Annotated in this window: 24 protein-coding genes, 1 tRNA gene and 1 pseudogene; 15 read left to right on the top strand and 11 right to left on the bottom strand. The window is 64.1% G+C overall.

Annotation, left to right across the window (positions count from 1 at the left end; translation table 11 throughout):
• Positions 1–43 precede the first annotated feature (43 nt).
• Positions 44–412: a heat shock protein HspQ gene (hspQ, locus tag ACM9ME_RS10905; RefSeq protein ID WP_415643491.1), complete on the bottom strand. Its 369-nt coding sequence runs from the start codon at positions 410–412 to the stop codon at positions 44–46.
• 84 nt (positions 413–496) lie between these two features.
• Here hspQ and ACM9ME_RS10900 point away from each other — a divergent pair.
• Positions 497–586 (top strand) — tRNA-Ser (locus ACM9ME_RS10900).
• A 135-nt stretch (positions 587–721) separates the two neighbouring features.
• Here the strand turns inward: ACM9ME_RS10900 and ACM9ME_RS10895 are convergent.
• The 5 genes from ACM9ME_RS10895 to ACM9ME_RS10875 are packed head-to-tail and all read right to left on the bottom strand — an operon-like array spanning position 722 to position 6,906.
• Entirely contained in the window at positions 722–1,423 is a 702-nt protein-coding gene (locus ACM9ME_RS10895) for an IS6 family transposase (protein WP_415643490.1), read from the bottom strand.
• Positions 1,424–1,452: 29 nt separating this feature from the next.
• The gene (locus tag ACM9ME_RS10890) at positions 1,453–2,280 is read right to left on the bottom strand and encodes a tannase/feruloyl esterase family alpha/beta hydrolase (RefSeq protein WP_415643489.1); all 828 of its coding nucleotides are present in this window, start codon (positions 2,278–2,280) and stop codon (positions 1,453–1,455) included.
• A gap of 14 nt (positions 2,281–2,294) precedes the next feature.
• Positions 2,295–3,044, bottom strand: a complete 750-nt coding sequence (locus ACM9ME_RS10885) for a phytanoyl-CoA dioxygenase family protein (RefSeq protein WP_415643488.1) — start codon at positions 3,042–3,044, stop codon at positions 2,295–2,297.
• A 3-nt stretch (positions 3,045–3,047) separates the two neighbouring features.
• Positions 3,048–4,316 carry an MGH1-like glycoside hydrolase domain-containing protein gene (locus tag ACM9ME_RS10880; RefSeq protein WP_415643487.1) on the bottom strand — a complete coding sequence of 423 codons (1,269 nt, stop codon included), beginning with the start codon at positions 4,314–4,316 and terminating at the stop codon, positions 3,048–3,050.
• Between the two features lie 16 nt (positions 4,317–4,332).
• Positions 4,333–6,906, bottom strand: coding sequence for a TonB-dependent receptor (locus tag ACM9ME_RS10875; protein WP_415643486.1), 2,574 nt, complete (start codon positions 6,904–6,906; stop codon positions 4,333–4,335).
• Positions 6,907–7,039: 133 nt separating this feature from the next.
• On the opposite strand from ACM9ME_RS10875, the gene ACM9ME_RS10870 reads away from it, so the two are divergent.
• The 4 genes and pseudogenes from ACM9ME_RS10870 to ACM9ME_RS10855 all read left to right on the top strand — a co-directional run.
• Positions 7,040–7,945 (top strand): LysR family transcriptional regulator, encoded by a 906-nt coding sequence (locus ACM9ME_RS10870; RefSeq protein ID WP_415643485.1) that lies wholly within the window; start codon positions 7,040–7,042, stop codon positions 7,943–7,945.
• A gap of 104 nt (positions 7,946–8,049) precedes the next feature.
• Positions 8,050–9,351, top strand: a complete 1,302-nt coding sequence (locus tag ACM9ME_RS10865) for a glycerate kinase type-2 family protein (RefSeq protein ID WP_415643484.1) — start codon at positions 8,050–8,052, stop codon at positions 9,349–9,351.
• Positions 9,348–10,577 (top strand): MFS transporter, encoded by a 1,230-nt coding sequence (locus ACM9ME_RS10860; protein WP_415643483.1) that lies wholly within the window; start codon positions 9,348–9,350, stop codon positions 10,575–10,577. The genes ACM9ME_RS10865 and ACM9ME_RS10860 overlap by 4 nt, the downstream gene beginning before the upstream one ends.
• Positions 10,574–11,365: pseudogene (locus ACM9ME_RS10855) on the top strand (zinc-binding dehydrogenase); the annotation flags it as partial. The gene ACM9ME_RS10860 and the pseudogene ACM9ME_RS10855, both read left to right, overlap by 4 nt.
• A 102-nt stretch (positions 11,366–11,467) precedes the next feature.
• Here ACM9ME_RS10855 and ACM9ME_RS10850 read toward each other — a convergent pair.
• On the bottom strand, positions 11,468–11,716 hold the full coding sequence (locus ACM9ME_RS10850) for a DUF982 domain-containing protein (RefSeq protein WP_415643545.1): 249 nt from the start codon (positions 11,714–11,716) through the stop codon (positions 11,468–11,470).
• Here ACM9ME_RS10850 and ACM9ME_RS10845 point away from each other — a divergent pair.
• The 5 genes from ACM9ME_RS10845 to ACM9ME_RS10825 all read left to right on the top strand — a co-directional run bounded on the left by ACM9ME_RS10845 (position 11,599) and on the right by ACM9ME_RS10825 (position 17,196).
• Positions 11,599–12,558 carry a Gfo/Idh/MocA family protein gene (locus tag ACM9ME_RS10845; RefSeq protein WP_415643482.1) on the top strand — a complete coding sequence of 320 codons (960 nt, stop codon included), beginning with the start codon at positions 11,599–11,601 and terminating at the stop codon, positions 12,556–12,558. The genes ACM9ME_RS10850 and ACM9ME_RS10845 overlap by 118 nt on opposite strands.
• Positions 12,530–14,215, top strand: coding sequence for a glycoside hydrolase family 36 protein (locus ACM9ME_RS10840; protein ID WP_415643481.1), 1,686 nt, complete (start codon positions 12,530–12,532; stop codon positions 14,213–14,215). Before ACM9ME_RS10845 ends, ACM9ME_RS10840 begins: the two co-directional genes overlap by 29 nt.
• Positions 14,212–15,195 (top strand): UDP-glucose--hexose-1-phosphate uridylyltransferase, encoded by a 984-nt coding sequence (locus ACM9ME_RS10835; RefSeq protein WP_415643480.1) that lies wholly within the window; start codon positions 14,212–14,214, stop codon positions 15,193–15,195. Before ACM9ME_RS10840 ends, ACM9ME_RS10835 begins: the two co-directional genes overlap by 4 nt.
• Positions 15,192–16,319, top strand: coding sequence for a galactokinase (gene galK / locus ACM9ME_RS10830; protein ID WP_415643479.1), 1,128 nt, complete (start codon positions 15,192–15,194; stop codon positions 16,317–16,319). Before ACM9ME_RS10835 ends, galK begins: the two co-directional genes overlap by 4 nt.
• A 160-nt stretch (positions 16,320–16,479) precedes the next feature.
• Complete coding sequence (locus ACM9ME_RS10825) at positions 16,480–17,196, top strand: HTD2 family dehydratase (RefSeq protein ID WP_415643478.1); 717 nt, start codon at positions 16,480–16,482, stop codon at positions 17,194–17,196.
• 33 nt (positions 17,197–17,229) lie between these two features.
• On the opposite strand, the gene ACM9ME_RS10820 is transcribed toward ACM9ME_RS10825, so the two are convergent.
• On the bottom strand, positions 17,230–18,480 hold the full coding sequence (locus ACM9ME_RS10820) for an acetyl-CoA C-acetyltransferase (protein ID WP_415643477.1): 1,251 nt from the start codon (positions 18,478–18,480) through the stop codon (positions 17,230–17,232).
• Between the two features lie 55 nt (positions 18,481–18,535).
• Positions 18,536–20,455 carry a CocE/NonD family hydrolase gene (locus ACM9ME_RS10815; RefSeq protein ID WP_415643476.1) on the bottom strand — a complete coding sequence of 640 codons (1,920 nt, stop codon included), beginning with the start codon at positions 20,453–20,455 and terminating at the stop codon, positions 18,536–18,538.
• A 135-nt stretch (positions 20,456–20,590) separates the two neighbouring features.
• Between ACM9ME_RS10815 and ACM9ME_RS10810 the strand changes: the two genes are divergently transcribed.
• The 5 genes from ACM9ME_RS10810 to rutA all read left to right on the top strand — a co-directional run bounded on the left by ACM9ME_RS10810 (position 20,591) and on the right by rutA (position 24,996).
• Complete coding sequence (locus ACM9ME_RS10810) at positions 20,591–21,823, top strand: HD-GYP domain-containing protein (protein ID WP_415643475.1); 1,233 nt, start codon at positions 20,591–20,593, stop codon at positions 21,821–21,823.
• Positions 21,824–21,897: 74 nt separating this feature from the next.
• The gene (gene rutB, locus ACM9ME_RS10805; RefSeq protein ID WP_415643474.1) at positions 21,898–22,617 is read left to right on the top strand and encodes a pyrimidine utilization protein B; all 720 of its coding nucleotides are present in this window, start codon (positions 21,898–21,900) and stop codon (positions 22,615–22,617) included.
• Positions 22,618–22,731: 114 nt separating this feature from the next.
• Positions 22,732–23,115 carry a pyrimidine utilization protein C gene (gene rutC / locus ACM9ME_RS10800; RefSeq protein WP_415643473.1) on the top strand — a complete coding sequence of 128 codons (384 nt, stop codon included), beginning with the start codon at positions 22,732–22,734 and terminating at the stop codon, positions 23,113–23,115.
• Positions 23,108–23,926, top strand: a complete 819-nt coding sequence (rutD, locus tag ACM9ME_RS10795) for a pyrimidine utilization protein D (protein WP_415643472.1) — start codon at positions 23,108–23,110, stop codon at positions 23,924–23,926. Before rutC ends, rutD begins: the two co-directional genes overlap by 8 nt.
• Before the next feature lie 5 nt (positions 23,927–23,931).
• Positions 23,932–24,996 (top strand): pyrimidine utilization protein A, encoded by a 1,065-nt coding sequence (gene rutA / locus ACM9ME_RS10790; RefSeq protein ID WP_415643471.1) that lies wholly within the window; start codon positions 23,932–23,934, stop codon positions 24,994–24,996.
• Here rutA and fabI read toward each other — a convergent pair.
• Both fabI and ACM9ME_RS10780 read right to left on the bottom strand, forming a co-directional pair.
• A complete protein-coding gene (gene fabI / locus ACM9ME_RS10785; RefSeq protein WP_415643470.1) occupies positions 24,993–25,826 on the bottom strand; it encodes an enoyl-ACP reductase FabI in 834 nt (277 codons plus the stop codon). The two genes, rutA and fabI, sit on opposite strands and share 4 nt — an antisense overlap.
• Entirely contained in the window at positions 25,823–26,788 is a 966-nt protein-coding gene (locus ACM9ME_RS10780; protein ID WP_415643469.1) for a YihY/virulence factor BrkB family protein, read from the bottom strand. The genes fabI and ACM9ME_RS10780 overlap by 4 nt, the downstream gene beginning before the upstream one ends.
• Positions 26,789–26,791 lie beyond the last annotated feature (3 nt).

Here is a 26,791-nt window from a genome sequence, read left to right as displayed (position 1 = left end):
CGGCACTCGCTACGCTCCGTTTGGCTTACCGCCCGCTCCTTGCTCAGTGCCGGTGCACTGAGCGCAGCGTATACCGTCCCGGCTCGAACGCTTCGAACAGCCCGTCGATCGCCGGATGGTCGATCTCCTCATCGCTGTCGTCGCGCAGCAAGTTCTGCTGGCTGACATAAGCGACGTAATTGCTGTCCGAATTTTCGGCTAGGAGGTGGTAGAACGGCTGATCCTTGCGCGGGCGGATGCCCTCGGGGATCGCCGCATACCATTCGTCGCTATTGGCAAACACCGGATCGACGTCGAACACCACACCGCGAAAGTCGAAATGGCGGTGACGCACGACATCGCCGATGTCGAAGCGCGCACTGGCAACTGGAGGTGCCTTGGGGTTTTCAGGAATCGCGGTGCGGAGGTCCATGGACTGAATCTAGGGTGCGTGCCGCCAAACGCAAGCACCGGCTTGGCAATCGCCCACGACCCCGCTATGCGCGCCGCTCTTCGCGGAGAGGTGGCTGAGAGGTCGAAAGCACCGCACTCGAAATGCGGCGTGCCGGTAACGGTACCGTGGGTTCGAATCCCACCCTCTCCGCCATGGACCCCCAGCACAGGTCTCCCGATCAGGGACCCCGCAAAGTCAGCGCGGGTTTGCGCCACTTTTGCGGGCTAAACCGCCGTGGTGTTGTCAGGTTAACTTTCGGGAGCGGCAATAGACCGTGATTCCGTCGTTTCATGCAGCGGCGGCGGACGCGGCGGTCCACTCCGCCATCGCGGAAGTTCGCAAGAGGCGCATCGTGTTTCGGGAGATCAGGTGACGCTGGATATTGAAGGTGTTGTAGATTGCGCTGTGGGTGGAAACGAAGCGTTGCGCCTGTCCCTGGGACTTGAACCGCTGCATTTTTCGCTCTCGTCGCCGGACCGGCAGGTGAGAGTTTTCGGCCCGGTTGTTGTCGCGTAATCGGCCGGGATTATGCCGGGCCAGGCATCCCAGAACCTTCATCGCCGCAGGATACGAGGCCAGGCCATCGGTCACGATCGCCTCGGGCATGGCGCCCTGGTTCTTCAGCAGTTTTCGCAACAATTTCAATGCCGCCGCTTTGTTGCGGCGCTTCTGAACCAGGACGTCGAGGACCTCGCCCTCTTTGTCCACGGCACGCCACATGTACATCCGTTTGCCACTGATCCGCACCACCATCTCATCAAGATGCCAGACGCTGTCGGCACGCCCGCGGCGACGCCGAATGTTAGCTGCGATGGCCGGGCCAAACTTGATCGTCCAACATCTGACGGTCTCGTAGCTCACCTCGATCCCACGCGCGGCGAGCAGTTCCTCGACGTCACGAAAACTCAGGGTGAAGCGAAAATACAGCCACACCGCGAGCCGAATTGTGTCCGGCGGAAACCGGTGCCGCTTGTAGGAAATCGGTTGCATCATCGCCTCCTGACAGAGACAAGTTAGCATTAGCCTGACAATACCCTGGCGACTTGCCAGCCGGGATTGTTGCGCAGCAAATACCGGTACCCGCCTTCGGCAAAGCGCCGCTGCGACGGCGCGGCGCGGTCGGGATTGACGATCCACTTGCCCCAGTCGCCCGTGGAGGTCGGCGCGTATCCGGCGGCGACGATCGCCCGCACCAACGGGTCGGCGGGGCGATAATGGCAACGCTCGGGATCGAGCGCGACGTCGTTCGCGACGGTGCCTTTGGGACAGGTCGCCAACGCCGCGCGCTGCACCTTTGCCGGGTCGATCGGGAGCGATCGCTCGACTTGCTGTTGGAGCGCGGCAAAGCTGGCGTGCTGCCGCGTCCACAATGCGGCGGGCGATCCTGCGACGATCCCCTCCCAATCCTGGGGCCAGCGCATCGCCGCCATCAACGCCTGCCGCCCGCCGTTCGAACAGCCCGCGAAATAACGGTGGTGCGCGACGCGTCCGTAATAACGCCGGATCAAAATCCGCGCAGCGTCGCTGGTCGTCTTGATCGACTGATAGCCGTAATCGATTACCGCCTGCCGGTCGCCCTTTGCCCAGCCGGCGTCCATCGGATTGCCGCGATGTCCCGCGTCGGACATCGCCACGGCGTTACCCTTGGCCGCATCCCAGGCGAGCGAGTCCGGGAAAATCTGTCCGGCAAATCCGCCGGTGCCGATCTGGTAATACCGCCCGTTCCACGCATCGGGCAGCCACAGCTGAAACCCGACGCGGCCGGCGATCCGTCCCTCGACGCGGCAAATCTTGCCATCATGCGTCGCGCTGATCGTCGCTCCCGGGAGCGTCAGCGCGGCGCACAAGGCGGCGAATGCGCTCAGGCGGCCTTGTCCTGCCAGGCGAAGTTGAAGGCTTTGCGCCCCGGATCGACGCCGGCCAGTATCATCCCCTGGCCGCGCGAGCTATGGCGTTCCTCCAGCGGCTGATCGGCGGGATCGCGCAGTTGGATCAGCAACGTCGTCCGCGCCTCGTCCGACACGTTTACGCCCGACCCGTGCACCAACAGATAATGAAAGAACAACGCATCGCCCGCCTTGGCCGGGATCGGCGTCGCCCGCTCGATCGGATACAGTTCGGTCGACACGTGATGGTCGGACCCTTCGGCGGGCAACGGTCCCAATTTGTGCGTGCCGGGGTAGACGCAGACACAACCCTTTTCGACCGGCGCATCGTCGAAATGGAGGATCGCGGCGATCATCGAATGGTCGCGGTGCGGGAAGTACGGAAAATCCTGATGCATCGGAAAAGGCGAGCCCTTTTCCGGTGGCTTGATGAACATCTTGTTGTGGTGAAGCTGGACGTTGGGGCCAATGATATCCTGTGCCATGTCGGTCAGGCGCTGGTCGGTCAGCAACCGCGTGAACGCCGCATCCTTGAACTGGATATCGTGGCTGTGCTGGATCTTGGTGTCGCCCGAAACGCTGGCCCAGGTCGCGTCGGTTTCGCCTTGTTTGTCGGCAATCGCGTGAATCCGCGCGCGGTAATCGGCGGCTTCCTCCGGGCTGAACATCCCGGGGACCAATACATAGCCGTTCTCGTCATAGAATTCGCGCTGTTCGGGGGTCATCGTTTAGTCCTGTCCTGCCCAGGCGAGCCACATTGCCGCCGTCCAAGAGAAATCGTCGCCCCCACTGCCCGTACCGTCGACGGGCGAATAGGCCTCGAAAAAGCCCGTCTGGTTCATCATCGTGCGCGTATCGCCCTTGACGCGTTTGGCTCGAACATCGTGGCCGGCTTCGGCCAGCCCGATGCCGATCATCGTGTTGACCACGGCCCAGACCGGTCCACGCCAATAACGCACCATCTGGAACCCGGGGTCCTCTGGATCGAGGCTCGGCACCATATACTTCACGACTTTGCCGATGCGGTCGAAATGCGCGAGCGTCGCCGCGTCTTTCGTCGCGTCGCGAATGCCCGCGTAAAAACTCAGGAACGATGCACTGGTGACGAAACCCGACGACTTGCCGGAGATCAGGTCGCGCGAGCACCAGCTTTGCCGGTCGGCGTCCCACAGCCAGTCGATCCCGTCTTCGGCGCGCTCGATCAGGCGGTCGACGGCGCTGACGTCCTTGCCCAATAGAGTGCCCAGCGCGGCCAGATCGCGATTGGCGCGCATCATCATCATCGACATGCCGACATCGGCGACCTTGAACGGGCTGCCGACGGCGATCTTGTGATGCTCCCACCCTTGGGCGCGGCCATATTGCACCAGCGCGAGGTAGCGATCGTATTCCAGCTTGGTCGGGCGCATCTTGGCGTCGAGATGCCCGGTGTCGCGGCGGGTATAGGCGCCGACGCCCGACACATCGATCGGCTCGCCCGGCGCATCCCATTCGGGCGAATTGTCGCGGCCGGTTTCCCACGGATGCACCGCCACGACCACGCCGCGTCCTTCGGGATCGCGATGCGTCGCGAACCAGCGGTGCCAGGCGAGCAACTGGTCGAACAGTTTTTCCGCGCGCGGGCGGAATGTGTCCGCCTGGCCCGCCGCGACGGCTGAGTCCCACAGCATCCTCACCACCGTTGCCGCGACCGGCGGCTGGGTGATGCCCGACGTGCGGATGCCGTTTTCGCCTGCCGCCCACACGTCGGGACCGGGGAAATAGCCCGCATCGTCGACCCAGAAGATGATGTGCGGGACGAAGCCGTCGGACCATTGCGCCTCGAACAGCGTTTCGACTTCGGCCCACGCGCGGTCGCGGTCGAACGTGTCGAACCCGAGCGCGACGAATGCTGAATCCCAGTTCCACTGGAACGGGTAAACCTGCCCGTTGGGGACGGTATAGCCGCCCCGGTCGTTCGCGCGCAGCGTGGCGCGCGCGGCTTCGTTCAAGTCCACGCGCGCCTCGCCATGGTTAGAAGTTGAACGCGATGGTGCCGCTGATCCGGCGCGGCAGGACCGGACGACCGACGAAATACGCGCCCCCTGCCGTCTGGTTGTTGTCCTGGCGCGGCGAACCTTCGGTCACCGCATCGGTGTCGAACAGGTTGAACACGTTGACCCCGACACGTACGCTGGCTCGTCCGCCGACGGGGATTTTATAGCCGGCGTTGAGGTTCACGATATTGAACCCGTCGAGCAGGATCGCGTTGTTCGACGCGACGTAATTGTCGCCGGTGTAGTTGGTGAAGAACGATGCATCGAGGTGACCGTCGTCATAATAGAGCCCGGCATTGTACAGAATGTTCGGTTGGCGCTCCAACTCGTTGCCGATGATTGCCGGGTTCGGGATCGGATTGTTGTTCACGTCCAGCGCGGTGAACGTGGTGTATTTGGCATGCTGGAGCGTCAGATTGCCGCTCAGATGCAGCGACCGCGTCAGCTTCAGGTCCAGCGTGGATTCGATGCCGAAGCTCTCGGTGCCGATCAAATTGACCGCCTCGCGAAACCCGCCGACGCCGTCATTGACGAACAACACCTGACGCCTGTTCTTGAGGTTGGTGTAGAAACCTGCCGCAGTAAAGCTGAACCAAGGCTGCGCCACCTTTATCCCGGCTTCGGCCTGTTTGATGATTTCGCCGTCGAACGTCGCGGTGCCCGGGGACAGGCTGGCATTCGCCGCCGTGCCTGCGGATAGCGGACGGAAGGCGACGGCGCGGATTTCCGGGAAGAAATAACCGCGCGAACCGTTGGCATACAGGCTGACCCGGTCGGTAACCTTGTACAACGCGCCGAATGCCGCCGCCCATTCGGTCGTGCTGACCTTGCCGGTCAGATAGCCGTCATTGCCCCAGATAACGTTGCGCAATGCGGTCGACAGGTTCGGCGTCGTCGCATCGGTGATCGTCGTCGAAGTCCGTTCGCGGCGGATGTCGCCATTATAATGCTCGATGCGCCCGCCGATATCGAAGTTGAAGCGGCTGCCGATCTTCATCTGGTCGGCGAAATAGCCCGCATAACGTTCGGCCTTCGCACTGTTGTTTGTGTAACCGCTGCCCGCATCCAGCAGCCCGTTCTTCGAGATGATCGCGGTGCCGCCGCCCGGAGTCGTTACCGTCAGATTGACCAGTTGGGGCTGGTTGTTGAATGCCGCAAGATACGTCGTGGTAACGTTGAAATCGCTCGCCCGCGCATTGGCGTAGAACCCGCCGAGCGTCAGCGCATGATCGATGCCGCCGGTTGCGACATTGCCGGTCAGGTTCAATTCGGCGGTGTAGTCACGCATCGGGCGGTCGCGTTGGGTGAAGCGGTTGGCGAACAGCAACGCGTTGGCGGGGACCGCGGCGCCGCCGACATAAGTGAACACCGGGTTGGTCGCGCCGACCAGTTGCGGGATCGCCGCCCCGCGACCGGCGGCCGGATTTTGACCATTGGCAATGAAGCTGGTCAGTGTTTCGGGGACGTTGACCAAGCCGTCGCCGTCGGACCACAGAGCGAATTGATGGTGGTAACGCGAGTATTTCGCCTTGCCGTTAAGGCCCCAATTGCCGTCACCGAACTTCTTGTCGAACGTCAGCGCAACCTCGCCGCCGCGGCTCTTCACCCCGTCGGAAATTTCCGAGGGCGTATAAAGCCCGTCGGGCGTGTTGAACGCCAGGTTCGCGAAATTGAAGTTGTTCTGGACCGAGAACACCTCGTTGCCGTCATTGCCGGCAATGCGGTTGCGTGTTTTGCCGTCGAGCGGGACGGGCAGATAGAATTGCGTCTTGTCGTCGATATACTGGCCGTACAGCGTGATCGTCGTTTGATCGTCGGGCTGCCATTTCAAATTGCCGCGAACCTGATAGCCCTCGGTATCCAGGTTGGTTTTGATCGGGCCGTCATCCTTGCGATACCAGCCCGACACCGCGAAGAACAGGTCGTTCCCCAACGGTCCGCTGACCGCCGCATCGCCCTTGTAACGCCCGCGCTCGGCATATTCGGCCTGGACGGTGCCGCGCAGCTCGGGGCCGCCGGTGCGTGAGATATAGTTGATCAGGCCCGCCACCGAGCCCGGGCCGAACAAGTTCGACACGCCGCCGCGAACATATTCGAGCCGGTCGATGCCCAGGTCGTTGCGGTAATAGACGTCATAGGCCGACGAGTTCAGCCCGAACGTCGAAAGCACCGGAATGCCGTCGTACAGAAGTGGCGTGAACTGGAATTGTCCGCCCGAGGGCAGGCCGCGCACGAAAACGTTGGCCGCGACTTCACCGCCACCCGCATCGGCCTTGATCGTCGGGATCGAGTTGAGAATATCCGCCTGGCCGCTGGTGCCGAGGCGTGCGAGCGCCTGCGCACCGACCTGCGTCACCGCCAACGGGGTGTCGAGCGCGATCCGCGGACGTGCAGTTGCGGTGACGATGATTTCCTGACCGGCTGCGGGCGCCGCCGCGTCGGGCGCGGGCGCCGCAGGAATCGCGTCGGCAGGAGTCTGGGCATGCGCGGCAACGGGGACCAGCGCGAACAGCGCGGTCGCGGCCAACAGACGAGCGTTCGTCGAAATCATCTCATTCCTCCCCAATCGGCCCGCGCTGTGCCGCGCGTTCGTCCGATGAAAATCGCGCAAAGCCCCGCCGCACCATAGCCGCTAATGTTGCAACAATCTGTTGCGTGTGTCGCAACCAACGCTAGGTTGCGGCATGCTCGATCTCGGCGACCTCATGGTATTCGCGAAAGTCGTCGAAACCGAAAGCCTGACCAAAGCGGGTACGCAGCTCGGCTTGCCCAAATCCACGGTCAGCCGGCGGATCAGCAGATTGGAACAACATCTCGGTGTGCACCTGCTGAACCGTTCGACCCGCGCGGTGACCGTGACGCAGGACGGTGCCCTGTTCTTCGAATATTGTCTGAGGTCGATCGGCGTGTTGCGCGATGGCGAGCGCGCCCTGCAAAGCCGCCAGCACGAACCGCGCGGCGTCGTGCGTGTCGCCGTCCCGGCCATGCTGGGGCAGAGCCTGCTCGGCCCGTTGTTCGCGCGGTTTCTCGAGCAATATCCCGACGTGCGACTTGTCAGCGTGGTCAGCGACGATGCGGTGGCGCTACTCAAGGGTGGCTTCGACGTCGCCATCGGCATCGGCCCGCTGGCGGACTCCGGCCTCATCGCGGTCAAGCTGGGCACCACCGAAAGCGGCCTGTTCGGTGCGCCCGGCTATTTCGAACGCAAGGGCAATCCGCAAACCCATGTCGAACTGCCGCGCTTCGACCTGCTTGCCGCCGGTACCGTCGATCGTCGCCAGCGCTGGACGCTGCATGCGGACGATCAGGCAGTGACCGTGGAGTTCAGTCCCAAGCTGATTTGCAACGACCTGCTCCTGTTGCGCGATGCCGCGGTGAGCGAACTCGGCATCGCCAGTCTGCCCGCATTCCTGTGCAAGCACGACCTCGCCGCCGGACGGCTGCTCGAGGTCTTGCCGGGGTGGCAGACGCCCGAACTCAATTTCTTCGCTTTGTTCGCCGAACCGCGCGAAATGCCAGTGCGGGTGCGATCGTTGGTCGACTTTCTGGTCGAGAATTTGCGCCCGTCTTTATCCTGGGAAATCCACTGACGTTGCGCGTGACGGAACAATGCGTTCCGCAAATCGCGGCTTGGCGATCTGTGCCTGTCGCGTCAGCCTTGTTCGCGAACCGGCAAAGGCCGGCCGGGGAGGACGTGATCGCCGACATGGCTGCACCGACGACACGCGTTGTGCGCGACGATCTGCGCGTGTTGTTCGACGCCGCCGTCCACGCCGTTTCGGCCGAAGTGACGATGCTCAGGGCATTGCCGCTGGCGACGCACGGTCGCACGGTCGTCGTCGCGGTGGGCAAGGCCGCGGCGGCGATGATGGCCGTGGCACAGGCGCGCAGCCCGAAGCCGCTCGAAGGCGTCATCGTCACGCGCTACGGGCATCTTCCGCCCGAAGGAACCAGCTGGCCGGGGGTGGAGGTGATCGAGGCCGGTCATCCCTATCCCGATGAACGCAGCGTCGCGGCGGCGACCAAGGTGCTCGACATCGCGCACGGACTCGACGCGGGCGACCGGTTACTGTTGCTGCTGTCGGGCGGCGGCTCCGCGCTGCTCGCCGCCCCAGCGGCGGGTTTGACGCTCGATGACAAGCAGGGCGTTACCCGCGCTTTGCTTCAATCGGGCGCGACGATTGCTGAGATTAATTGCGTCCGCAAACATTTGTCGGCGATCAAGGGCGGGCGCCTGGCAGTGGCCGCAGGCGCGGCGCAAGTCACCACCTGGATCATCAGCGACGTGCCTGGCGACGATCCGTCCTTCGTGTCGTCGGGCCCAACCGTCGCCGACACCACCAGCCTGGCCGAGGCGCGCGACATCATTGCCGAATACGGTGTCCAGACCTCGCCACAGATTGCCGCCATACTCGCCGATCCGGCGAACGAGACGCCGGCCGCGGATTCGCTGGGTCTTGCCGGAGTCGAGACGCGCGTCATCGCTCGTGCCCGCGACGCGCTCGTCGCCGCCGCGTCGCAGGCCGGTGAGTTCGGCTATCAGGTCATGGATCTGGGCGACCAGCTTCAGGCCGAGGCGCGCCATCTCGGTGCAAGCCACGCCGCGCTGGCCCGCCGCCTGGCCAAGGACGGCACGCCCCGCGCGATCCTGTCCGGCGGCGAAACCACCGTGACCGTGGTCAACAAGACCGGACGCGGCGGGCGCAATCTCGAGTATCTCCTTGGCCTCGCCATCGCGCTCGATGGCGCTCCCAAAATCTCCGCATTAGCGTGCGACACCGATGGCATCGACGGCACCGAGGATGCGGCGGGGGCGGTCGTTACGCCCGACACGCTCATCCGCGCGGCCGCCCTCGGCCTCGACGCCCGCGCGCATCTCGATCGCAACAATGCCTACGACTTCTTCGAAAAACTGGGCGATCTGGTGGTTACCGGTCCGACGCTGACCAACGTCAACGATTTTCGCGCGATCCTTATCGAGGGTGATCGCGCATGACCGAACGGCAAGATCGCTATCCGTGGGTGTTGATCGGTCTGCTCTGGGTCGTCGCGTTCCTCAATGCCGCAGACCGCAATATTCTGCTCGCCGTGCTGCCGTCGTTAAAGGCCGAGTTCGGCCTGACCAATGCGCAGCTCGCGCTGCTCGGATCGCTGTTTTTCTGGATCTATGCCGTTGGCGCGTTCCTCGCCGGACGTCTAGGCGATAGCGTCCGGCGCAGCCGCGTGATCATCTTTGGCCTGGCGTTCTGGAGCATCGCCACCGGGGCATCCAGCCTTGCCAACGGCTTTGCCTTGCTGCTCGCGATGCGCGGCATCGTCGCGGTCGGGGAGAGTGCCTATTACCCCACCGCCACCGCATTGATCGGGGATTGGCATAAACCGACGATGCGCAGCCGCGCGCTGTCGCTGCATCAAACTGCGGTGTTTGCGGGGGCGGGGCTCGGTGCGGTCGCGACGGGATATATTGCCGACGCGATCAGCTGGCACGCGCCATTTTTGATCTTCGGCGGCATCGGCCTGGTCTGGGCGGTGGTGCTGTTCACGATGCTCAAGGATGCGCCGATCGCGCACACCGCGGCCGAGACCGGAAAGACGGCCGAACCGATCGGCATCGTTCTCGGTATTCCGCCGGCATTGATGCTGTGCGTGGTATTTGCGCTGGCCACCGGCGCATCGACCGGGGTGACGTTCTGGGCGCCCTTTTTCGTCAAGGAACAATTGGGCCTGAACCTCGCCAATTCGGCCTGGGTCGGGTCGGCGACGATCAATATTGCGGGCTTCATGTCGGTGCCGCTCGGCGGATTGCTGGCCGATACGCTGGCCAAGCGCAGCCCGCTCGGCCGCTTCACCACGCTGGCCATCGGGCTGGGGACGGCGGGGCTGCTGCTCCTGCCGCTGCTCGGTGCCAAGACCGCGGCCGAAATCGGCATCGTCCTGGTGGCGACCAGCGTCGCCAAGGGGCTGTTCGACGGCTGCATTTACGCCGCGATGCAGGACGTCGTTCCGCCGCATGCGCGCGCCACCGCGGTCGGCATGATGACGATGATCGGCTTTTTTGGCGCGGGCATTACCCCGCTGATGGTGTCGGGCATTGCCGACGCGGCGGGCATGGGCGCCGGGATCGTCGCGATGGCGGCGCTGTATTTCGTCGCGGTGGTGATCCTGTTGATGACGCGCACCAGCAGCCGCCGTGCCGTCCTCGCCAACGCGCAACCGGCATGAGGTCGCTGATCCTTACCGGCCCGCGCCAACTGGCGTTCGAGGACACGCCGGACGTTCCGCTGGCGCCGAACGAAGTGCGCATCCGCACGCTGTTTTCGGGGGTCAGCGCGGGCACCGAACTCACCCAATATCGCGGCACCAGCCCGTTCATGAACCGGCAGTGGGACGAAGCGCGCCGCCTTTTCGTCGAAGGTGAGGCGAGCTGGAACTATCCCGTCCGCAATTTGGGTTATGAGGAATCCGGCGAGATCGTCGAACGCGGCAGCGGGGTGACGAGCCTCGACATCGGCCAACGCGTTTACGGTGCGTGGCACCACCGCTCGCACCATGTCGCCGATCAGGAATGGGCGCGCGACCGTCTGATGCCCGACGGACTCGATCCGCGCGCGGGGATTTTCAGCCATATCGGCGCGGTGGCGCTCAACGGTGTGCACGATGCGCGCATTCGTATCGGGGATGTCGTCGCCGTCTTCGGCCTCGGCGTTCCCGGCCAGATCGTGGCGCAGGCGGCGCGCGCTTCGGGCGCGCATGTCATTGCGGTCGATCCCGATGCGGGGCGCCGCAGCCTCGCCACGCAACTCGGCGCGCATGAAGCTATCGGCCCCGAGCACGCCGCCGAAAGCATCAAGGCCATGACCAAAGGTCGCGGCGCCGATGTCTGCATCGAAGTCTCGGGCGCACCGCCGGCACTCGCCGAAGCCATCCGCGCCGTGGCCTATTCCTCGCGCGTCGTCGCGATGGGGTTTTTTCAGGGCGAACTGTCCGGCGTCCGGCTGGGCGAAGAATTCCACCACAACCGCGTCGAGCTGGTCTGCTCGCAAATCTCGGGCACTGCGCCGGAAGCGATGCACCGCTGGTCGAAGCCGCGGCTGTGGCGCACCGCAATCGATCTACAGGCGGCGCGGACCCTCGATCTCATCCCGCTGATCACCGACACCGTCGCGTTTGCCGACGCCCCGGCCTTGTTCGATCGCCTTGACCAAGGCGCGCCGGGCGTGATGCAGTCGGTCCTCGAATTCTGATGCGCGTCGGCATTCTCGGATGTGGCGGGATCGCCGTGCGCCATGCCAACGCGGCCAAGGCAGCGGGTCTCGAAATGGTCGCGGCGTGCAGTCGCAACATGGCCAAAGCCCAGGCATTCACCGCCGAACATGGCGGCATGCCGTATGACGATCTCGACCGGATGATCGACGCCGGGCTCGACCTGCTTGTCGTCACGACACCGCCGTTCGGTCGTCAAGGCGAGGCCGAACAGGCTGCGTCGCGCGGTGTGAACCTGCTGGTCGAAAAGCCTATCGCGCTCGACATAGCGGCCGCTACGCGGATGGCCGATGCGGCAGAAGCCTCCGGAGTCACCGCCGCGATCGGCTTTATGTATCGCCACGGATCGGCAGTGCGCGACTGGAAGGCGCGCGACACCGGCCCGGTCGGCCTTTATGCCGGCGCCTATCATTGCAACGCGCTCCACGCCGATTGGTGGCGCGACGAGGCGCAATCGGGCGGCCAAATCCTCGAACAGGTGATCCATCAGATCGACCTGATCCGCCATTTGATGGGCGAACCGGCCACGGTCTACGCCCGACGCGCCAATCTGTTTCACGGCGATACGCCCGGCTATTCGGTCGAGGACGTCTCGGCGATCGTCTTCGGTTGGGACGATGGCCGCATCGCGACGCTCAACGCCTCCAACATCGCGACGCCCGGCGTGTGGCACAAGGAATGGAACCTCTTTGCGCAAAAGCTGACGGGCCGCTTCACCAGCTGGAACGAGGCGGTGTTCACCCCGACGACAGTCGGCGCGACACCCGAGCCGGTGACAAGTCCCGCCAACCCCTTCGTCACGCAGATGGAGGATGTCGCGGCCGCGATCCGCCGCAAACGCACGCCACTGATCCCGTTGCGCGAAGGCGTCACGACACTGCGGCTGGCGCTCGCCGCGCGCCAATCGGCCGATGAACGCCGTGAAATCGATGTACGCTAACGGCGCCCTCAAGGTCGAAATCCTTGCCCCGCTGGTTGATGGCGAAGTGCCGCCGCACCGTGCCATCGGCGGCGGCTGGGCGCTGGATAGCGGCGGTCGTGTTCTGCTCGACGTTCAACTGGGGCGCTACACCGTCCGCGTCGAGGGCGTGGACCGCCCGCTCGACAGTCTCGGCCTGCGCCTGAGTTACAGCGGCGCGCGAAGCTATCTGCGCAACGGTTATCACAGCTGGGACGGCAGCTTTTTCGTCACCCCCGGCACCCCCGTGGGCGATGGCCCTCCCGGCAAAGCCCCCACGCTGGGTTTCGCGATGACCGCGTTGCTCCCCGAACAAGGCACCGGCGCGCTGGTTCTCGGATTCGAACGCCACGACCGTTTCCAGACCCGCTTCCGTTATGCCGACGGGACGATCGATGTCGAAACTCTGCTAGACCGCACCGGCGCGACCGCGGGCGAAACGCTCCTGCTATTCGATGGCGACGAGGTGGAAACCGCCTTGCGCCGCTGGAGCGCAGCGGTCGCCGCCGGCTCACCACGTGCTCCGCGCATCCCCGAACGCCGCATGACCGGTTGGTGTTCGTGGTACAATCTCTACGCCGCGATCGACGAAGCGGCGATCCTCGATCACCTCGCCGCCGCGCGCGGGTTTCGTGACGCGCATCACGTTCCGCTCAAAGTCTTCCAGATCGACGACGGCTTTACTCCCGAAATGGGCGACTGGCTCGACGTCAAACCGCAATTTCCGCGCGGCATGAAGCCACTGCTTGCCGATGTCGCCGCCGCGGGTTTCCGCCCCGGCCTGTGGATCGCGCCGTTCATGGTCGGCAATCGCAGCACGATGGCGCAAACGCATCCCGACTGGCTGGTCAAGGACGCAACCACCGGCGATCCGCTGGTCCAGATGCGGTTTTACGGCGAGTTCCGCTGGCACAAGCGGAGCGAGGAATATCACATCCTCGACGTCACCCACCCCGAGGCCGAAGCTTATATCCGCCGCGTCTTCCGGACTTGGGCAGAGGATTGGGGCGCGCGCTACTTCAAGACCGATTTCATGTTGTTCGGCAGCGAACACGGCCCCGACACCGCGCGCTGGCACACCCCCGGACTCAGCCGCATCGCCATCTGGCGGCGCATGGCGACGCTGATCCGCGAAGAAATCGGCGAGGATGCACTGTGGCTCGGCTGCGGCTGCCCGCTCTGGGCGTCGGTCGGCACCGTCGACGCGATGCGCATCGGCCGGGACATCGGCGTGACGTGGCACGGCGAGTATTCCGCCGAAAGCCTGCTGCGCGACCAGCTCACCCGCAATCACGCCGCGAACATCCTGTGGCAAGCCGACCCCGACTGTATCCTGCTGCGCGATCGCTATCACGATCTGAGCGATGAGCAGGTCCGCTCGTTGGCGCAGTTCGCGGCCAATGCCGGCGGCGTACTGATGACCAGCGATCATTTGGGCCAGTTGAGCGAGGCGCGGCAAAAGCTCTTCGCCGATGCCCTGCGCAACGACGTGACCGGCTGCGACTATCCGCACCTCGGCAATGGTGCCGCATTGATCGAACAGCGCGTTCGCCACGCCGATGGCCGCACCGAAAACTTCGCTTTCAACCCAACCGGCGAGAATAGCGCGGTCCCGCCTTACGCCTATCGCCCTGCATGACCGACAAGCCGCACCGCCGCCGCAACTTGCTGACCAACGAGTGGGTGCTCGTCTCCCCCCACCGCGCCGCGCGACCGTGGCAGGGTGCGGTTGAGACGATCAACGAAGCGCCCCTGCCGCACCACGATCCGGACTGTTATCTCTGCCCCGGCAACGCCCGCAGCGCCAGCGCGCGCAACCCCAATTACGCGGACACCTTCGTCTTCCCCAATGATTTCCCCGCGTTGCTGGGCGAGGGCGGCCCGACGCGCGAAGACCCATTCTTCCAGTCGCAACCCGCGACCGGCGAAGCACGCGTAGTCTGCTACAGTCCCGATCACGCCGCGACCTTCGCAACGCTTTCACCCGAAGCCGCGCGACAGGTGGTCCAGACATGGTGCCACCACTCCGCCGAACTCGGTCAGCGCTGGGCACACGTCCAGATCTTCGAGAATAAGGGTGCGGCGATGGGCTGCTCCAGCCCGCACCCCCACGGCCAGATCTGGGCCAGCGATTTCGTGCCGACGCTCGCTGCGCGCGAAGACGCGGCACAGCGCGAAAGACCGAACCTGCTCGCCGACTATGCCGAAGCCGAATTGAAATCGGGCGAGCGTGTCGTCGAATCCAACGATCACTGGTTGATCGTCGTGCCGTGGTGGGCGGGTTGGCCGTTCGAAACGCTGGTGATTGCGCGCGATCCAGCCGCCCGGCTCGAAGATTTGAGCGCAACCGCCCGCGAGGCACTGGCTGACATTCTGCTGCGACTCACCAAACGCTACGATGCGCTGTTTGCGACCAGCTTCCCCTATTCGATGGGATGGCACGGCGCGCCGCATGAATTCATCGATATTCAGCATTGGCGTCTCCACGCCCACTTCTATCCGCCGCTGCTGCGTTCGGCGACGGTGCGCAAATTCATGGTCGGCTTCGAATTGCTGGCCGAGGCGCAGCGCGATCTCACCCCCGAACAGGCTGCCCAGCGCCTTCGCGCCGCGCTTTGACCGATCTGGACACCCGCCTCCGCGCCGGGTTCGCCAAGGCCTATGGCGGTAATCCCGCGCGTGTGACTATCGCGCCGGGCCGCGTCAATCTGATCGGCGAGCACACCGATTACAATGACGGTTTTGCGCTACCCGTCCCGGTCGCCGCCGAGACGCGCGTCGCCACCCGACCACGCGCCGATCGGGAAATCCGCGCCATTGCGCTCGACTTTGCCGACGAAACCGACAGCTTCGACATCGGCGCGTCGCATAGCAGGACTGGCAGCTGGCGCGACTACCTGCGCGGGATCGTCGGCGAATTGGCATATCGCGGTATCCCGCTCGCCGGTGCGGACCTGGCAATTGCCGGGAATATCCCGCGGGGAACCGGGCTGTCGTCCTCCGCATCGCTTGAGATCGCGTTGATACAGGCGCTGTGCGCGACGGAGCTCGATCCGGTCGTGGCCGCGCTGACCGGTCAGGCGGCGGAAAATAATTTCGTCGGCGTCCGCTGTGGCAATCTCGATCAGCTTGCGGTCGCGGGCGCACAATCCGGCGCGGCACTGCTGATCGACTGCCGCAGCCTGGCGATCACGCAAGTTCCACTGCCCGCCGATTGCGCGATCGTCATCGTCCAATCGGGGATCGAGCGTGGCCTTGTCGATGGTGCGTACAATCAACGGCGCGTCGAATGCGAAGACGCCGCGCGCATCCTCGGCGTCGCTGCCCTGCGCGATGCGGACATGGCGATGCTCGACGCGGCGGCGATGCCCGACACTGTCTTTCGCCGCGCGCGGCACGTCATCTCGGAAAACGATCGCGTTCTTGCCGCGGCGGCGGCACTTTGCCGGGCCGACTACGCTAGGCTGGGGCAGCTGATGCGTGAGAGCCATGTATCGATGCGTGACGATTTCGAGATCACCGTGCCGATGACCGACGCGCTGGCCGATTTCATGAACACCCGGTTGGGCACCCGTGGCGGCGCACGTCAGACCGGCGGGGGGTTTGGTGGCGCGGTCGTCGCCCTGACCGACACGGCCGGCGCACGCGATCTGGAGCAGGACTTGGGGCAAAGCCATTTCGCCGGCGAAGTTGGACACCCAACGATCCTGTTGGCTTCGACAGGTCCGCGCTCGCGAACCTAGCGCCACAGTATCGAACCGCGTCGCTGTTCCCGCATTGATGCTCCGCGGCTATGCGCAGGGCATGCGACATGATGTCAAAGACGGGTAGGTCAGCGCCGAACCTCTCGACGCCTGGATCGGCCGCTCGATCGAGACCACCGAAGTCGCCGGCGAGGCGCCGTTGCGGCGGTTGGCGGCGACGATCGGCGAATGGTCCGTGCCCGGCGAACTCCCGCCGCTCGCGCACTGGATCTTCCATGTGCCGCAGGAGCCGCAGTCCGCGCTCGGACCCGACGGTCACCCGCGCAAGGGCGGCTTCCTGCCGCCGATCGAACAGCCGCGTCGGATGTGGGCCGGCGGTCGGGTCGAATGGCTCGCATCGATCCCTGTCGGTGCGACGATGCACAAGACGACGACCATCGCCTCGATCGAGGAAAAGCGCGCTGCGTCGGGCTCCATGACCCTTCTCACCCTGCGTCACGTTATCGCCGTGGACGGTCGGCAGGCGATCGTCGAGGAACAGGATATCGTATATCTGCCGATCGCGGCGCCCGCCGCAACGCGCCCGGTCGCGCGTCCGGTGCCCGCGTCGGAACGCGCCATGGTCGTCGACGAGCGGCTGCTGTTCCGGTTTTCGGCGCTGACGTTCAACGCCCATCGCATCCACTACGACCTGCCATTCGCGCGTGAGGTGGAACTGTATCCCGCACTCGTCGTCCACGGCCCGCTTCAAGCCATGCTGCTCGCGCGTGACGCGGCAATGCCGCTCGGCCGCTTTGCGTATCGAGGGCGCTCGCCGCTTTACGCCAACGAGCGTTTCTTCGTTCGCTGCGCGGCCGATGAATTGTGGATCGCGAAGGAGGATGGCACCGTCACCATGACGGCCACGGCAGAGTGATCCGACGATCCTGGCGCGCCGTCCCGATCGTTTTCAGATGCGTTCGATGATGATCGCCGGCGCCATGCCGCCCGCGGTGCACATCGTGATCAGGGCGTAGCGGCCGCCGGAGCGTTCGAGCTCGTCGAGCGCGGTGCCGATCAGGATCGATCCGGTCGCGCCGATCGGGTGGCCCAGCGCCATCGCGCCGCCATTGATGTTGACCTTGTCGCGGTCGAGATCGAGATCGCGAATGAACTTTTCGGCGACGACGGCGAACGCCTCGTTGATTTCGTAAACGTCGATGTCATCCTTGGTCAGCCCGGCCTTGGCGAGCACCTTTTTCGCTGCGGCGACCGGCGCATTGAGCATCAGCGTCGGACAATCGCCGATATTGGCATAAGCGACGATGCGCGCGCGGGGCTTCAGGCCGTGCGCCTCGGCGTAATCCTTGGATGCCAGCAAAAGCGCCGCTGCGCCATCGACCACGCCCGAGCTGTTGCCGGCATGGTGGACGCCTTCGAATTCCAGATAGGGATAGACGCGCTGAATTTGCTTCTTGAACGTCACGCCGCCGCCCAGATCGAAATCGGCCATCGCGCCGAAGCTCGCCTTGAGACCGGCCAGACCTTCGGCGGTGGTTTCGGGCCGCGGAAATTCTTCGCGGTCGAGCGCGACGCTGCCATCCTCGTTCATCACGGGCACGACCGATTTGGCGAAGCGGTTCTCGTCGATGGCGCGCTTGGCCTTCCGCTGCGATTCGAGCGCGAGCGCATCGACCGCTTCGCGCGAGATGCCCTCCTTGGCGGCGATCGCATCGCCGCACACGCCCTGATGCGATTGCGGGTGCAGCGCGTCGAGCGCCAAGTTGCCCGACCCCATGCCCATCGGCTTGATGCCGGCATTGGCTTCTTCGGCCCCGACCTGCGTTGTGTAGCTCATCATCTCGGTCCCGCCGGCGATGACCAGATCTTCCATGCCGCTCATGATCGACGCGGCGGCCATGTTCACCGACGTGATGCCGCCGCCGCAAAACCGGTCGAGCGTGACGCCTGAGGCCTTGGTGTCGTAACCCGCGGCCAGCGCGGCCATGCGACCGAGATCGCCGCCCTGCTTGCCCTTTTGCGTCGAGGTCGACCAGACGATGTCATCGACATCGGCGGTGTCGAGATGGTTGCGATCCTTCAGCGCTTTGAGCACCGTCGCGGCGAGGTGCTGCGGATGCAGATGCGACAGTGCACCCTTGCCGGGCTTGCCGATCCCGCGCGGCGTGCGGACGGCGTCGATGATATAAGCTTCGGCCATGGTGATCCTCGTCGGGCTGGAATTTGGTTAGGGGACGTCGGTGTCTACCGGTGCGTCAGGGCGCGATCGGCAGCATCACCGCACTGGCGTTCGCGCCGCCGCGCCAAATGCTCTGCGTCGCCTTCCGATAATCGCCCGGCTTGGCGTACATGATGTTGTCGACGAACGTCTGCGGGTTGCGGTCGTACAGCGGGAACAAGCTCGACTGCACTTCCACCATGATGCGGTGGCCGGGCAGGAACACATGATCGACGTTCGGCAAGGCCCATGTGTAATGCTCGACCTTGCCGCTTTTCAGCGCGCGGGGTTTGGCGAAGCTGGCGACATAGCGTCCGCGGAAAATCTCGATACCGATGGGCAGTTCATATCCCGCCATTGACGGCTTGCCGCCTTGTTCCGCGCCCTCGGGCACGTCGTTTGGATAGACGTCGATCAGCTTGACGACCCAGTCGCTGTCGGTGCCGCTGGTCGCGGCATATAAATCGACTTGCGGCGCGCCCATGATGTGCACCGCCTTGTCCAGAGTGTCGGTCTTCCACGATACGACATCGGGGCGGTCGGACACGAAGCGCTGGTCGTGGACCAGCCAGGGCTTCCACTGTTTCGCGTCGCTCATGTTGATCGGGCGCGGAATGAACGGGACGGGACGCGCGGGATCGCTGACATAATCGTCATGCCCGGCCGTTGCCGGTCGCTCGAAAGCCGCCTTGCCATCCGCAGCGAGATAAAGCGGCGTGGCAACCCCCATCGGCCAGCGCGGCGACTCGTTCCAGTGGTTTACGCCGGTCGCATAGGTCAGCACCGGCGGCGTGTGCGGGTCGGGCGTCCCGCGCAGCCAATGGTCGAAAAACGGCTTCACATAACGCGTCCGCCATTCGAGCGCGGTGTCGCCGGTGAAGTTGAGCGCACCCAGGTCATAGGCGGTGTGGTTGGCCCCCGAATGGCGCCACGGGCCGATCACCAGCGTGACCATGTCGTTGCGGGTGTCCTTGGGCTCCAGCGCGCGATAGGCGGCGGGCGCGCCATAACTGTCCTCCTGGTCCCATTGGCCCAGTTCGAGCATCGTCGGCACGGTCAGCGGGCGCGCGCCGAGCCATTTGTCCACCGCCTGCAACGACCAGAAATCGGTGTAGGCCGGATTTTCGAGGAATTTGCGGACGCCCGGGTATGTCTGGATGCCGAGCATCTTCGAAAAGTCCGCGACCGATCCGGCCTCCAGATAGCGCGTGTAATCGTCCCCGCTGCCCAGCGCGAACTCGCCACCGCCATCGGCCTTGTTGGTCGCCTGGCCCACCGCATAGTCGAGCGAACTCACCCGGAACGCGCCATTGTGGAACCAGTCGTCGCCCATCCAGCCATCGACCATCGGGCTCTCGGGCACCGCGGCTTTCAGGGCGGGGTGCGGATTGATCTCCGCTGCCAATGTGGTGAAGCCGAGATAGGACGACCCGATCACGCCGACCTTGCCGTTTGATTCCGGCACGTTCTTCACCAGCCAGTCGACCGTGTCATAGGCATCGGTCGATTCATCGATACCGGTGTCGTTCTGCGGCCCGACGATCGGGCGGTTCATGATGTACTGACCCTCCGACCGGTGCAGCCCGCGAATATCCTGATAGACGCGGATATAACCGTCGGTGACGAATTCGGCGTCCATCGCCTCCAGCACATCGACAATCCGCTGACTGGCGACGCGATGGGTCGACCCGTGCGCGTCATAGGGCGTGCGCGACAAGAGTATCGGACCGTTCCGTGTGCCCTTTTTCATGACGATCGCGGTGTACAGTTTCGTCCCGTCGCGCATCGGCACCATCGCTTCGCGGCGAATGAAGTCGGCGGACGGCAGCGTCTGTTCGTATTTGTCCACGACGTCGGGCGTCATCGGCGTGACGCGCGCGGAGTCCTGCGCGCCAACCGACGCGGCAGTGAGGAGGCTGGTGGCGAGAAGCGCCGTGCGCGTGAGCTGTTTGATCATGGCGGTCAGCCTATGACCGGCGCGGCGACCCGGCAAGCGCGACGAATAGCGCGCGCGTTAAGCTCGCGAAGTTACGCGTTTGTAACGATTTGGGACGTAAACCACAGCTCGCGCGTCGCCGGGAAAATGCCGTTCATGCTAAGGAGCATCCGTCGAGATCAGGTTCGGCTCGGGATGTATCTCCACGGGTTCGAAGGGTCGTGGCTGAACCACCCGTTCTGGCGGCGGCGGTTCTTGCTCGAAAAACCGGCCGACTTGACGGCCCTGCTCGACAGCGACGTCATCGGCGTGTTGATCGACACGACAAAGGGGCTGGACCTCGACATCGCGCCGCCCGCCGAGCCGCCCCGGGCCGAATATCGGCCGCCCGTGCGCGAAAAGCTTCGGCGTTACGCAGCGTCGCCGACCACACCGCTTCACGGCGAGGACATAGCCCGCGCCGAGGCCGTCCGGACGGTCAACGGCGCAAAACACGCCATTCGCGGGGTGCTGGACGGCGCTCGGCTGGGCAAGGCGGTGGAGACCAAAGCGGTGCTCGCGGTCGTCGACAATGTATCGGCCGCGGTCGAAAAGAACCGCGCGGCCTTGCTCAAGGTGCTGCGCCTCAAGACCAAGGACGAATATACCTATCTCCATTCGGTCGCGGTGTGCGCGCTGATGGTCGCACTCGCCCGCCAGCTCGACCTCGACGCGCAGACCACCGCCGATCTGGGCACCGCCGGATTGCTTCACGACATCGGCAAGATGGCGGTGCCGCTCGACGTGCTCAACAAGCCCGCGAAACTCACCGACGAAGAATTCGCGCTGATGCAGACGCATCCTGAAAAAGGCCATCGGTTGCTCGAACGCAGCGGCGACTTGCCGCCGATGGCGCTCGACGTGTGCCGTCATCATCACGAAAAGATCGACGGCACCGGCTATCCCCACCGCCTGCGCGGCACCGAGATCAGCCTGGCCGCGCGCATGGGCGCGATCTGCGATGTCTATGACGCGCTGACGTCGAACCGGGCTTATAAGGCGGCATGGTCGCCGGTCGAGGCCGTCACCCGGATGCGCGAATGGGACGGGCAGTTCGATCACGAATTGCTGTTCGCTTTCATGAAAGTCGTCGGCATCTTTCCGCCGGGCACGTTCGTCCGGCTGCGAACCAATCGGCTGGGTGTCGTCGTCGACAACGGGCCGCGATCCCCCCGTCCCAAAGTGCTGGCTTTCTATTCCACGATCGATCGCCGGATGATCGATCCGGTGGCAGTTTCTATCGGTGACGATCTAGCCCATGATGCGATTCTGGGCGAGGCAGACCCTGCCGAATGGGCGATCGACGCGACCGTCATCCACGAGATCGCCAGCCGCCACGCGAGGGGCTGACGCCGCCCGGGCGACCCTTGCCTCGACGCGCCATTTCGGGAAGGTTGGTCGTTTACGCTGTTGAGGACGCTCGTTTGGGACCTGTCGTCGAACCACCTGCCACCGGCACCGTGACGGTGACGCTGCCCGCCCGGCCCGAGCCGATCCGCGTCGATCCCGCCAGCACAGCGGTGATCGTGATCGATATGCAGAATGCCTATGCGACCCAGGGCGGTTACGTCGATCTGGCAGGCTTCGACATCGCCGGTTCGGCCGGCGTGATCGGGCGGATCGCGCAAGTGCTGGACACCGCGCGCGGGGCGGGGATGCCGGTGGTGTTCCTGCAAAACGGCTGGGATGCCGACTATGTCGAGGCGGGCGGGCCTGGGTCGCCCAATTGGCACAAGTCCAACGCGCTCAAGACGATGCGCGCGCGACCCGAACTGCACGGGCAATTGCTGGCGCGCGGCGGCTGGGATTACGAACTGGTCGACGCGCTCAAACCCCAGCCGGGCGACATCCGCGTGCACAAAACGCGCTACAGTGCGTTCTTCAATTCGCAGCTCGACAGCGTGCTGCGCGCGCGCGGCATCCGCACGTTGGTGTTCGTCGGGATCGCCAGCAATGTCTGCGTCGAAAGCACGCTGCGCGACGCGTTCCACCTCGAATATTTCGGGGTGATGCTGGAGGATGCGACGCATCATTTGGGGCCGGACTTCATCCAGGCCGCGACGGTCTACAACGTCGAGAAATTCTTCGGCTGGGTCAGCACCGTCGGCGATTTCTGCGGCAGCGTCGGGCAGCAGCCGAAGTGAAAGACCACCACCTCGTCACCCCGGACTTGATCCGGGGTCCATTCCTCCTCTGCATGAAGCGGAGAGCCAATGGATACCGGATCAAGTCCGGCATGACGGACTAAGGAGACTTTGATGCCGTTCGAACCGATCAACCCGCCGCAATTCCCGACGCCGATCGCACCTTATTCGGCCGGGGCGAAAGCGGGGAACACCGTCTACGTCTCGGGCGTGCTGGCGCTGGGCGAGGGCGGGGCGGTGCTTCATATCGGCGATGCTGCCGCGCAGACGCGGCATGTGCTGGAGGTGATCAAAACCACGCTCGAAGCTGCTGGCGCGACGATGGCGGACATCGCGATGAACCATATTTTCCTGAAGGACCTGGCCGACTACGCCGCCTTCAACACGGTCTATGCCGGGTATTTCCCCGGCGCGAAGCCAGCCCGTTATTGCATCAAATGCGAGTTGGTGAAGCCCGACTGCCTCGTCGAAATCGCGAGCGTTGCGCACCTTGCCTGAAGCGAACGGTCTTTTTTACCAAGAATTTGGCGAGAGCAGTGGCACGCCGCTAATCCTGTCCGCTGGATTGGGCGGATCCGGGGCGTATTGGGCGCCGAACATCGACCATCTGGCTAAGGGGTATCGCGGCGCTAACCGCGTCATCGTCTACGACCATCGCGGCACCGGGCGAAGCGACCGCGCGCTGCCCGATACGGTCACGGTCGAGGACATGGGCCGCGACATGCTCGCGCTGATGGACGCGCTGGAAATCGCCAAGGCAGTTATCATCGGCCATGCGGCGGGAGGTGTCGCGGGACTGGCGCTCGCGCTGATCGCACCCGAACGCGTCGAGCGGCTGATCGTCGTCAATGGTTGGGCCAAGGCCGATCCGCATTTCCTCAACGTCTTCCGCCTACGCAAGGCGATCCTCGATGGGGCGGGACCGGAGGCTTATGTCCGCGCGCAGCCGTTGTTTTTGTACCCGCCTTATTGGTTCTACGGCAAAGATCAGGTGGCGCTCGATGCCGACGCGGCGGGCCATCTCGCGCACTTCCCGGCGGTCGAAACGATGCACAAGCGCATCGACGCGCTCGCCGCGTCCGATGTCGCCGATCGGCTGCATGAGATCACCTGTCCGGTGCTACTGATTGCCGCTTATGACGATCTGCTGGTGCCTTGGCAGTGCACCCGGCGGCTGCATGACGGACTGCCCAACGCCACTTACGCTTTCATGCGGGCGGGCGCGCACGCCTGCAACGTCACCGATCCCGAGCGTTTCGAGGAAATTGTCCTCCTGTGGCTCGCCGACGAACCGATTACCGAGGAGTAGAGATCATGCAGGTCGGCGTTTTCGTGCCCATCAACAATAATGGCTGGCTGATTTCGGAGAACGCGCCGCAATACATGCCGTCGTTCGACATGAACAAACAGATCGCCCAGTCCGCCGAGAAGCATGGCCTCGATTTCCTGCTGTCGATGATCAAGCTGCGCGGGTTCGGCGGCAAGACCGAGTTTTGGGAATATGGGCTGGAGAGCTTCACGCTGATGGCCGGGCTCGCCGCGGTGACCGAGAAGATCAAGATTTATGCGACGTGCCCGACGCTCGTCATCCCGCCCGCCTTCGCGGCGCGGATGTGCAACACCATCGACAGCATCAGCCACGGCCGTTTCGGGCTCAATTTGATCACTGGCTGGCAGCGTCCCGAATACTCGCAAATGGGTCTGTGGCCGGGCGACGAGCATTTCCGCAACCGCTACCATATGCTCGACGAATATGCCCGCATCCTCCGCGAATTGTGGGAGAGGGGGCGCAGCGATTTCAAGGGCGAATACTATCAGATGGACGATTGCCTCGTCCGTCCGAAACCCGAAGGCGACATGAAGATCATCTGCGCGGGGTCGTCGGACGAGGGCTTGGCGTTCTCGGCAAAATGGGCGGACTACGCCTTCTGCCTGGGCAAAGGCGTCAACACGCCGACTGCCTTCGCCTCGAACAATACCCGCCTAGCGGAGGCCACCGCCAAGACCGGGCGCGACGTATCGGTGTTCGTGCTGGTCATGATCATCGCCGACGAAACCGACGAGGCGGCGATGGCCAAGTGGCAATCGTATAATGACGGCGTCGATCACGACGCGATCGCCTGGCTCAAGGATCAGGGTGCGGCGGACAAAGTCAATGCGACGACCAACGTCCGCCAGCTCGCCGCTCCCGAAGGCGCGGTGAACATCAACATGGGCACGCTGGTCGGCAGCTACGAAAGCGTCGCGCGGATGCTCGATGAAATGGCCGAAGTGCCGAACACCGGAGGCGTGCTGCTGACGTTCGACGATTTTATCGAGGGCGTGGAGAATTTCGGGACGCGCATCCAGCCGCTGATGAAAAGCCGGGCGAAAGCCTAGTTCTTTTCGAGCCCGATATCCGGCGCGTCCTCGGCCTTCATGCCGACGACGTGATAGCCGGCATCGACATGGTGCGTCTCGCCGGTTACGCCGCTCGCCAAGTCGCTAAGCAGGTATAGTCCCGCACCACCGACATCCTCGATTGTCACGTTGCGCTTCAATGGCGCGTTATATTCGTTCCACTTCATGATGTAGCGGAAGTCGCCGATGCCACTCGCCGCCAAGGTTTTGATGGGCCCCGCCGACACCGCGTTGACGCGGATATTGTCGCGCCCGAGGTCGACGGCGAGGTATTTAACCGCGGTTTCCAGCGCGGACTTGGCGACGCCCATCACATTGTAATGCGGAATGACGCGCTCGGCGCCGAGATAGGTGAGGGTGATCATGCTGCCGCCGCCGGTGCCCGTCTCCGCGTCATAGGCCGGCATCATCGCCGCCGCGCGCTGTGCCACCGCGACGAACGAATAGACGCTGATGTTCATCGTCATCAGAAAATTATCGAGGCTGGTGTCCACGAAACGCCCGCGCAGCTCGTTCTTGTCCGAAAAACCGATCGCATGGACGACGAAGTCGATCGTTTCCCAGCGATCCTTGAGCGTCGCGAACGCCGCGTCCAGCGCCGCCATGTCGGACACGTCGCAATCGATCAGGAAATCGCTGCCGACCTGAGCAGCGAGCGGGCGGACGCGCTTTTCAAGCGCATCGCCCTGATAACTGAACGCCAGCTCCGCACCATGTTCGTGCAGTTTTTGCGCGATGCCCCAGGCGAGCGACATATGGTTGGCGAGCCCCATGATCAGCCCGCGTTTGCCCGCCATCAATCCGCTCATATTGCCTCCGTAACCGTTTCGGGCGCGGGCTTTAGCGCCTTCGGGTCGGGTTCCGCCAGCGCCGCGTTGAGGTGCGCGCCGAACGTAAAGCCCAGCCCGATGAACCAGAAGAAGATGAGGCAGATGATCACGCCCGCCAGGCTGCCATAGGTCATGCTGTAATGACTCAACCCGAACAGGATGATCGGCAACGCATAGATCAATATGTACCACCACAAGGCGACGAACAGCGCCCCGGGCCATTTGGGATTTTTGGAATAGCGGTAACGGCTCGGCGTCAATGACCAGATCAGCGCGTAAAGCGCGAGGAACAGGAATACCGCGGGGATGAATTTGGACAAATTGAGGATCGCCAGCCACCGCTCGGCGAACGGGAACAGGTGATAGACGAACTGCTCCGCCGCCACGACCACGACCTGTGCGGCAAATGCCGCCATCAACAACACGACCGACGCGATGATGATGCCCATCGAAGTCAGGCGATATTGCCAGAACGGGTTGCTGAACGGCGTGCCGTAGGCACGGCGGAGAATATCGCGGATCGTCTCGATGAAACTGCCGACGGTCCACAGCCCGACAAGGCCGCCGAGCCACAACAGCGTCCCGCTCGACCGCGCGTGGAGCACGTCGGTGACCGGCTTTTCGACCACCACACGAATGCCCTTGGGCAACGTCGTCAGGAATCCCGCCAGCGCGGCAGCGGTGTCCGCGCTGCGCCCGAACAACGATGCCAGTGCCGCCATCAGGATGAAGAACGGAAACAGCGTGATCAGCGTCAGATAAGCGAGGTTGCCCGCGTGAATGAAGCCGTCGCTGTAGACCCCGACGATGGTGCGTTTGACCACTTCCCACACGCGCGATCCGGGGCCGAGGCGCGTCAGGCGATGTTCGATGACCTCGCGCACCCCCGCTTTCTCTTTTTCGCGGCGCTGTTCGGGCGCGACGGGGGAAACTTGCTGCACGAG

It is taken from the genome of Sphingomonas antarctica, from assembly GCF_965137005.1.
Classification (GTDB): domain Bacteria; phylum Pseudomonadota; class Alphaproteobacteria; order Sphingomonadales; family Sphingomonadaceae; genus Sphingomonas_O; species Sphingomonas_O antarctica.
The sequence above is the reverse complement of the archived record's forward strand: the minus strand, read 5'-3'. Positions and strand labels throughout refer to the sequence as shown.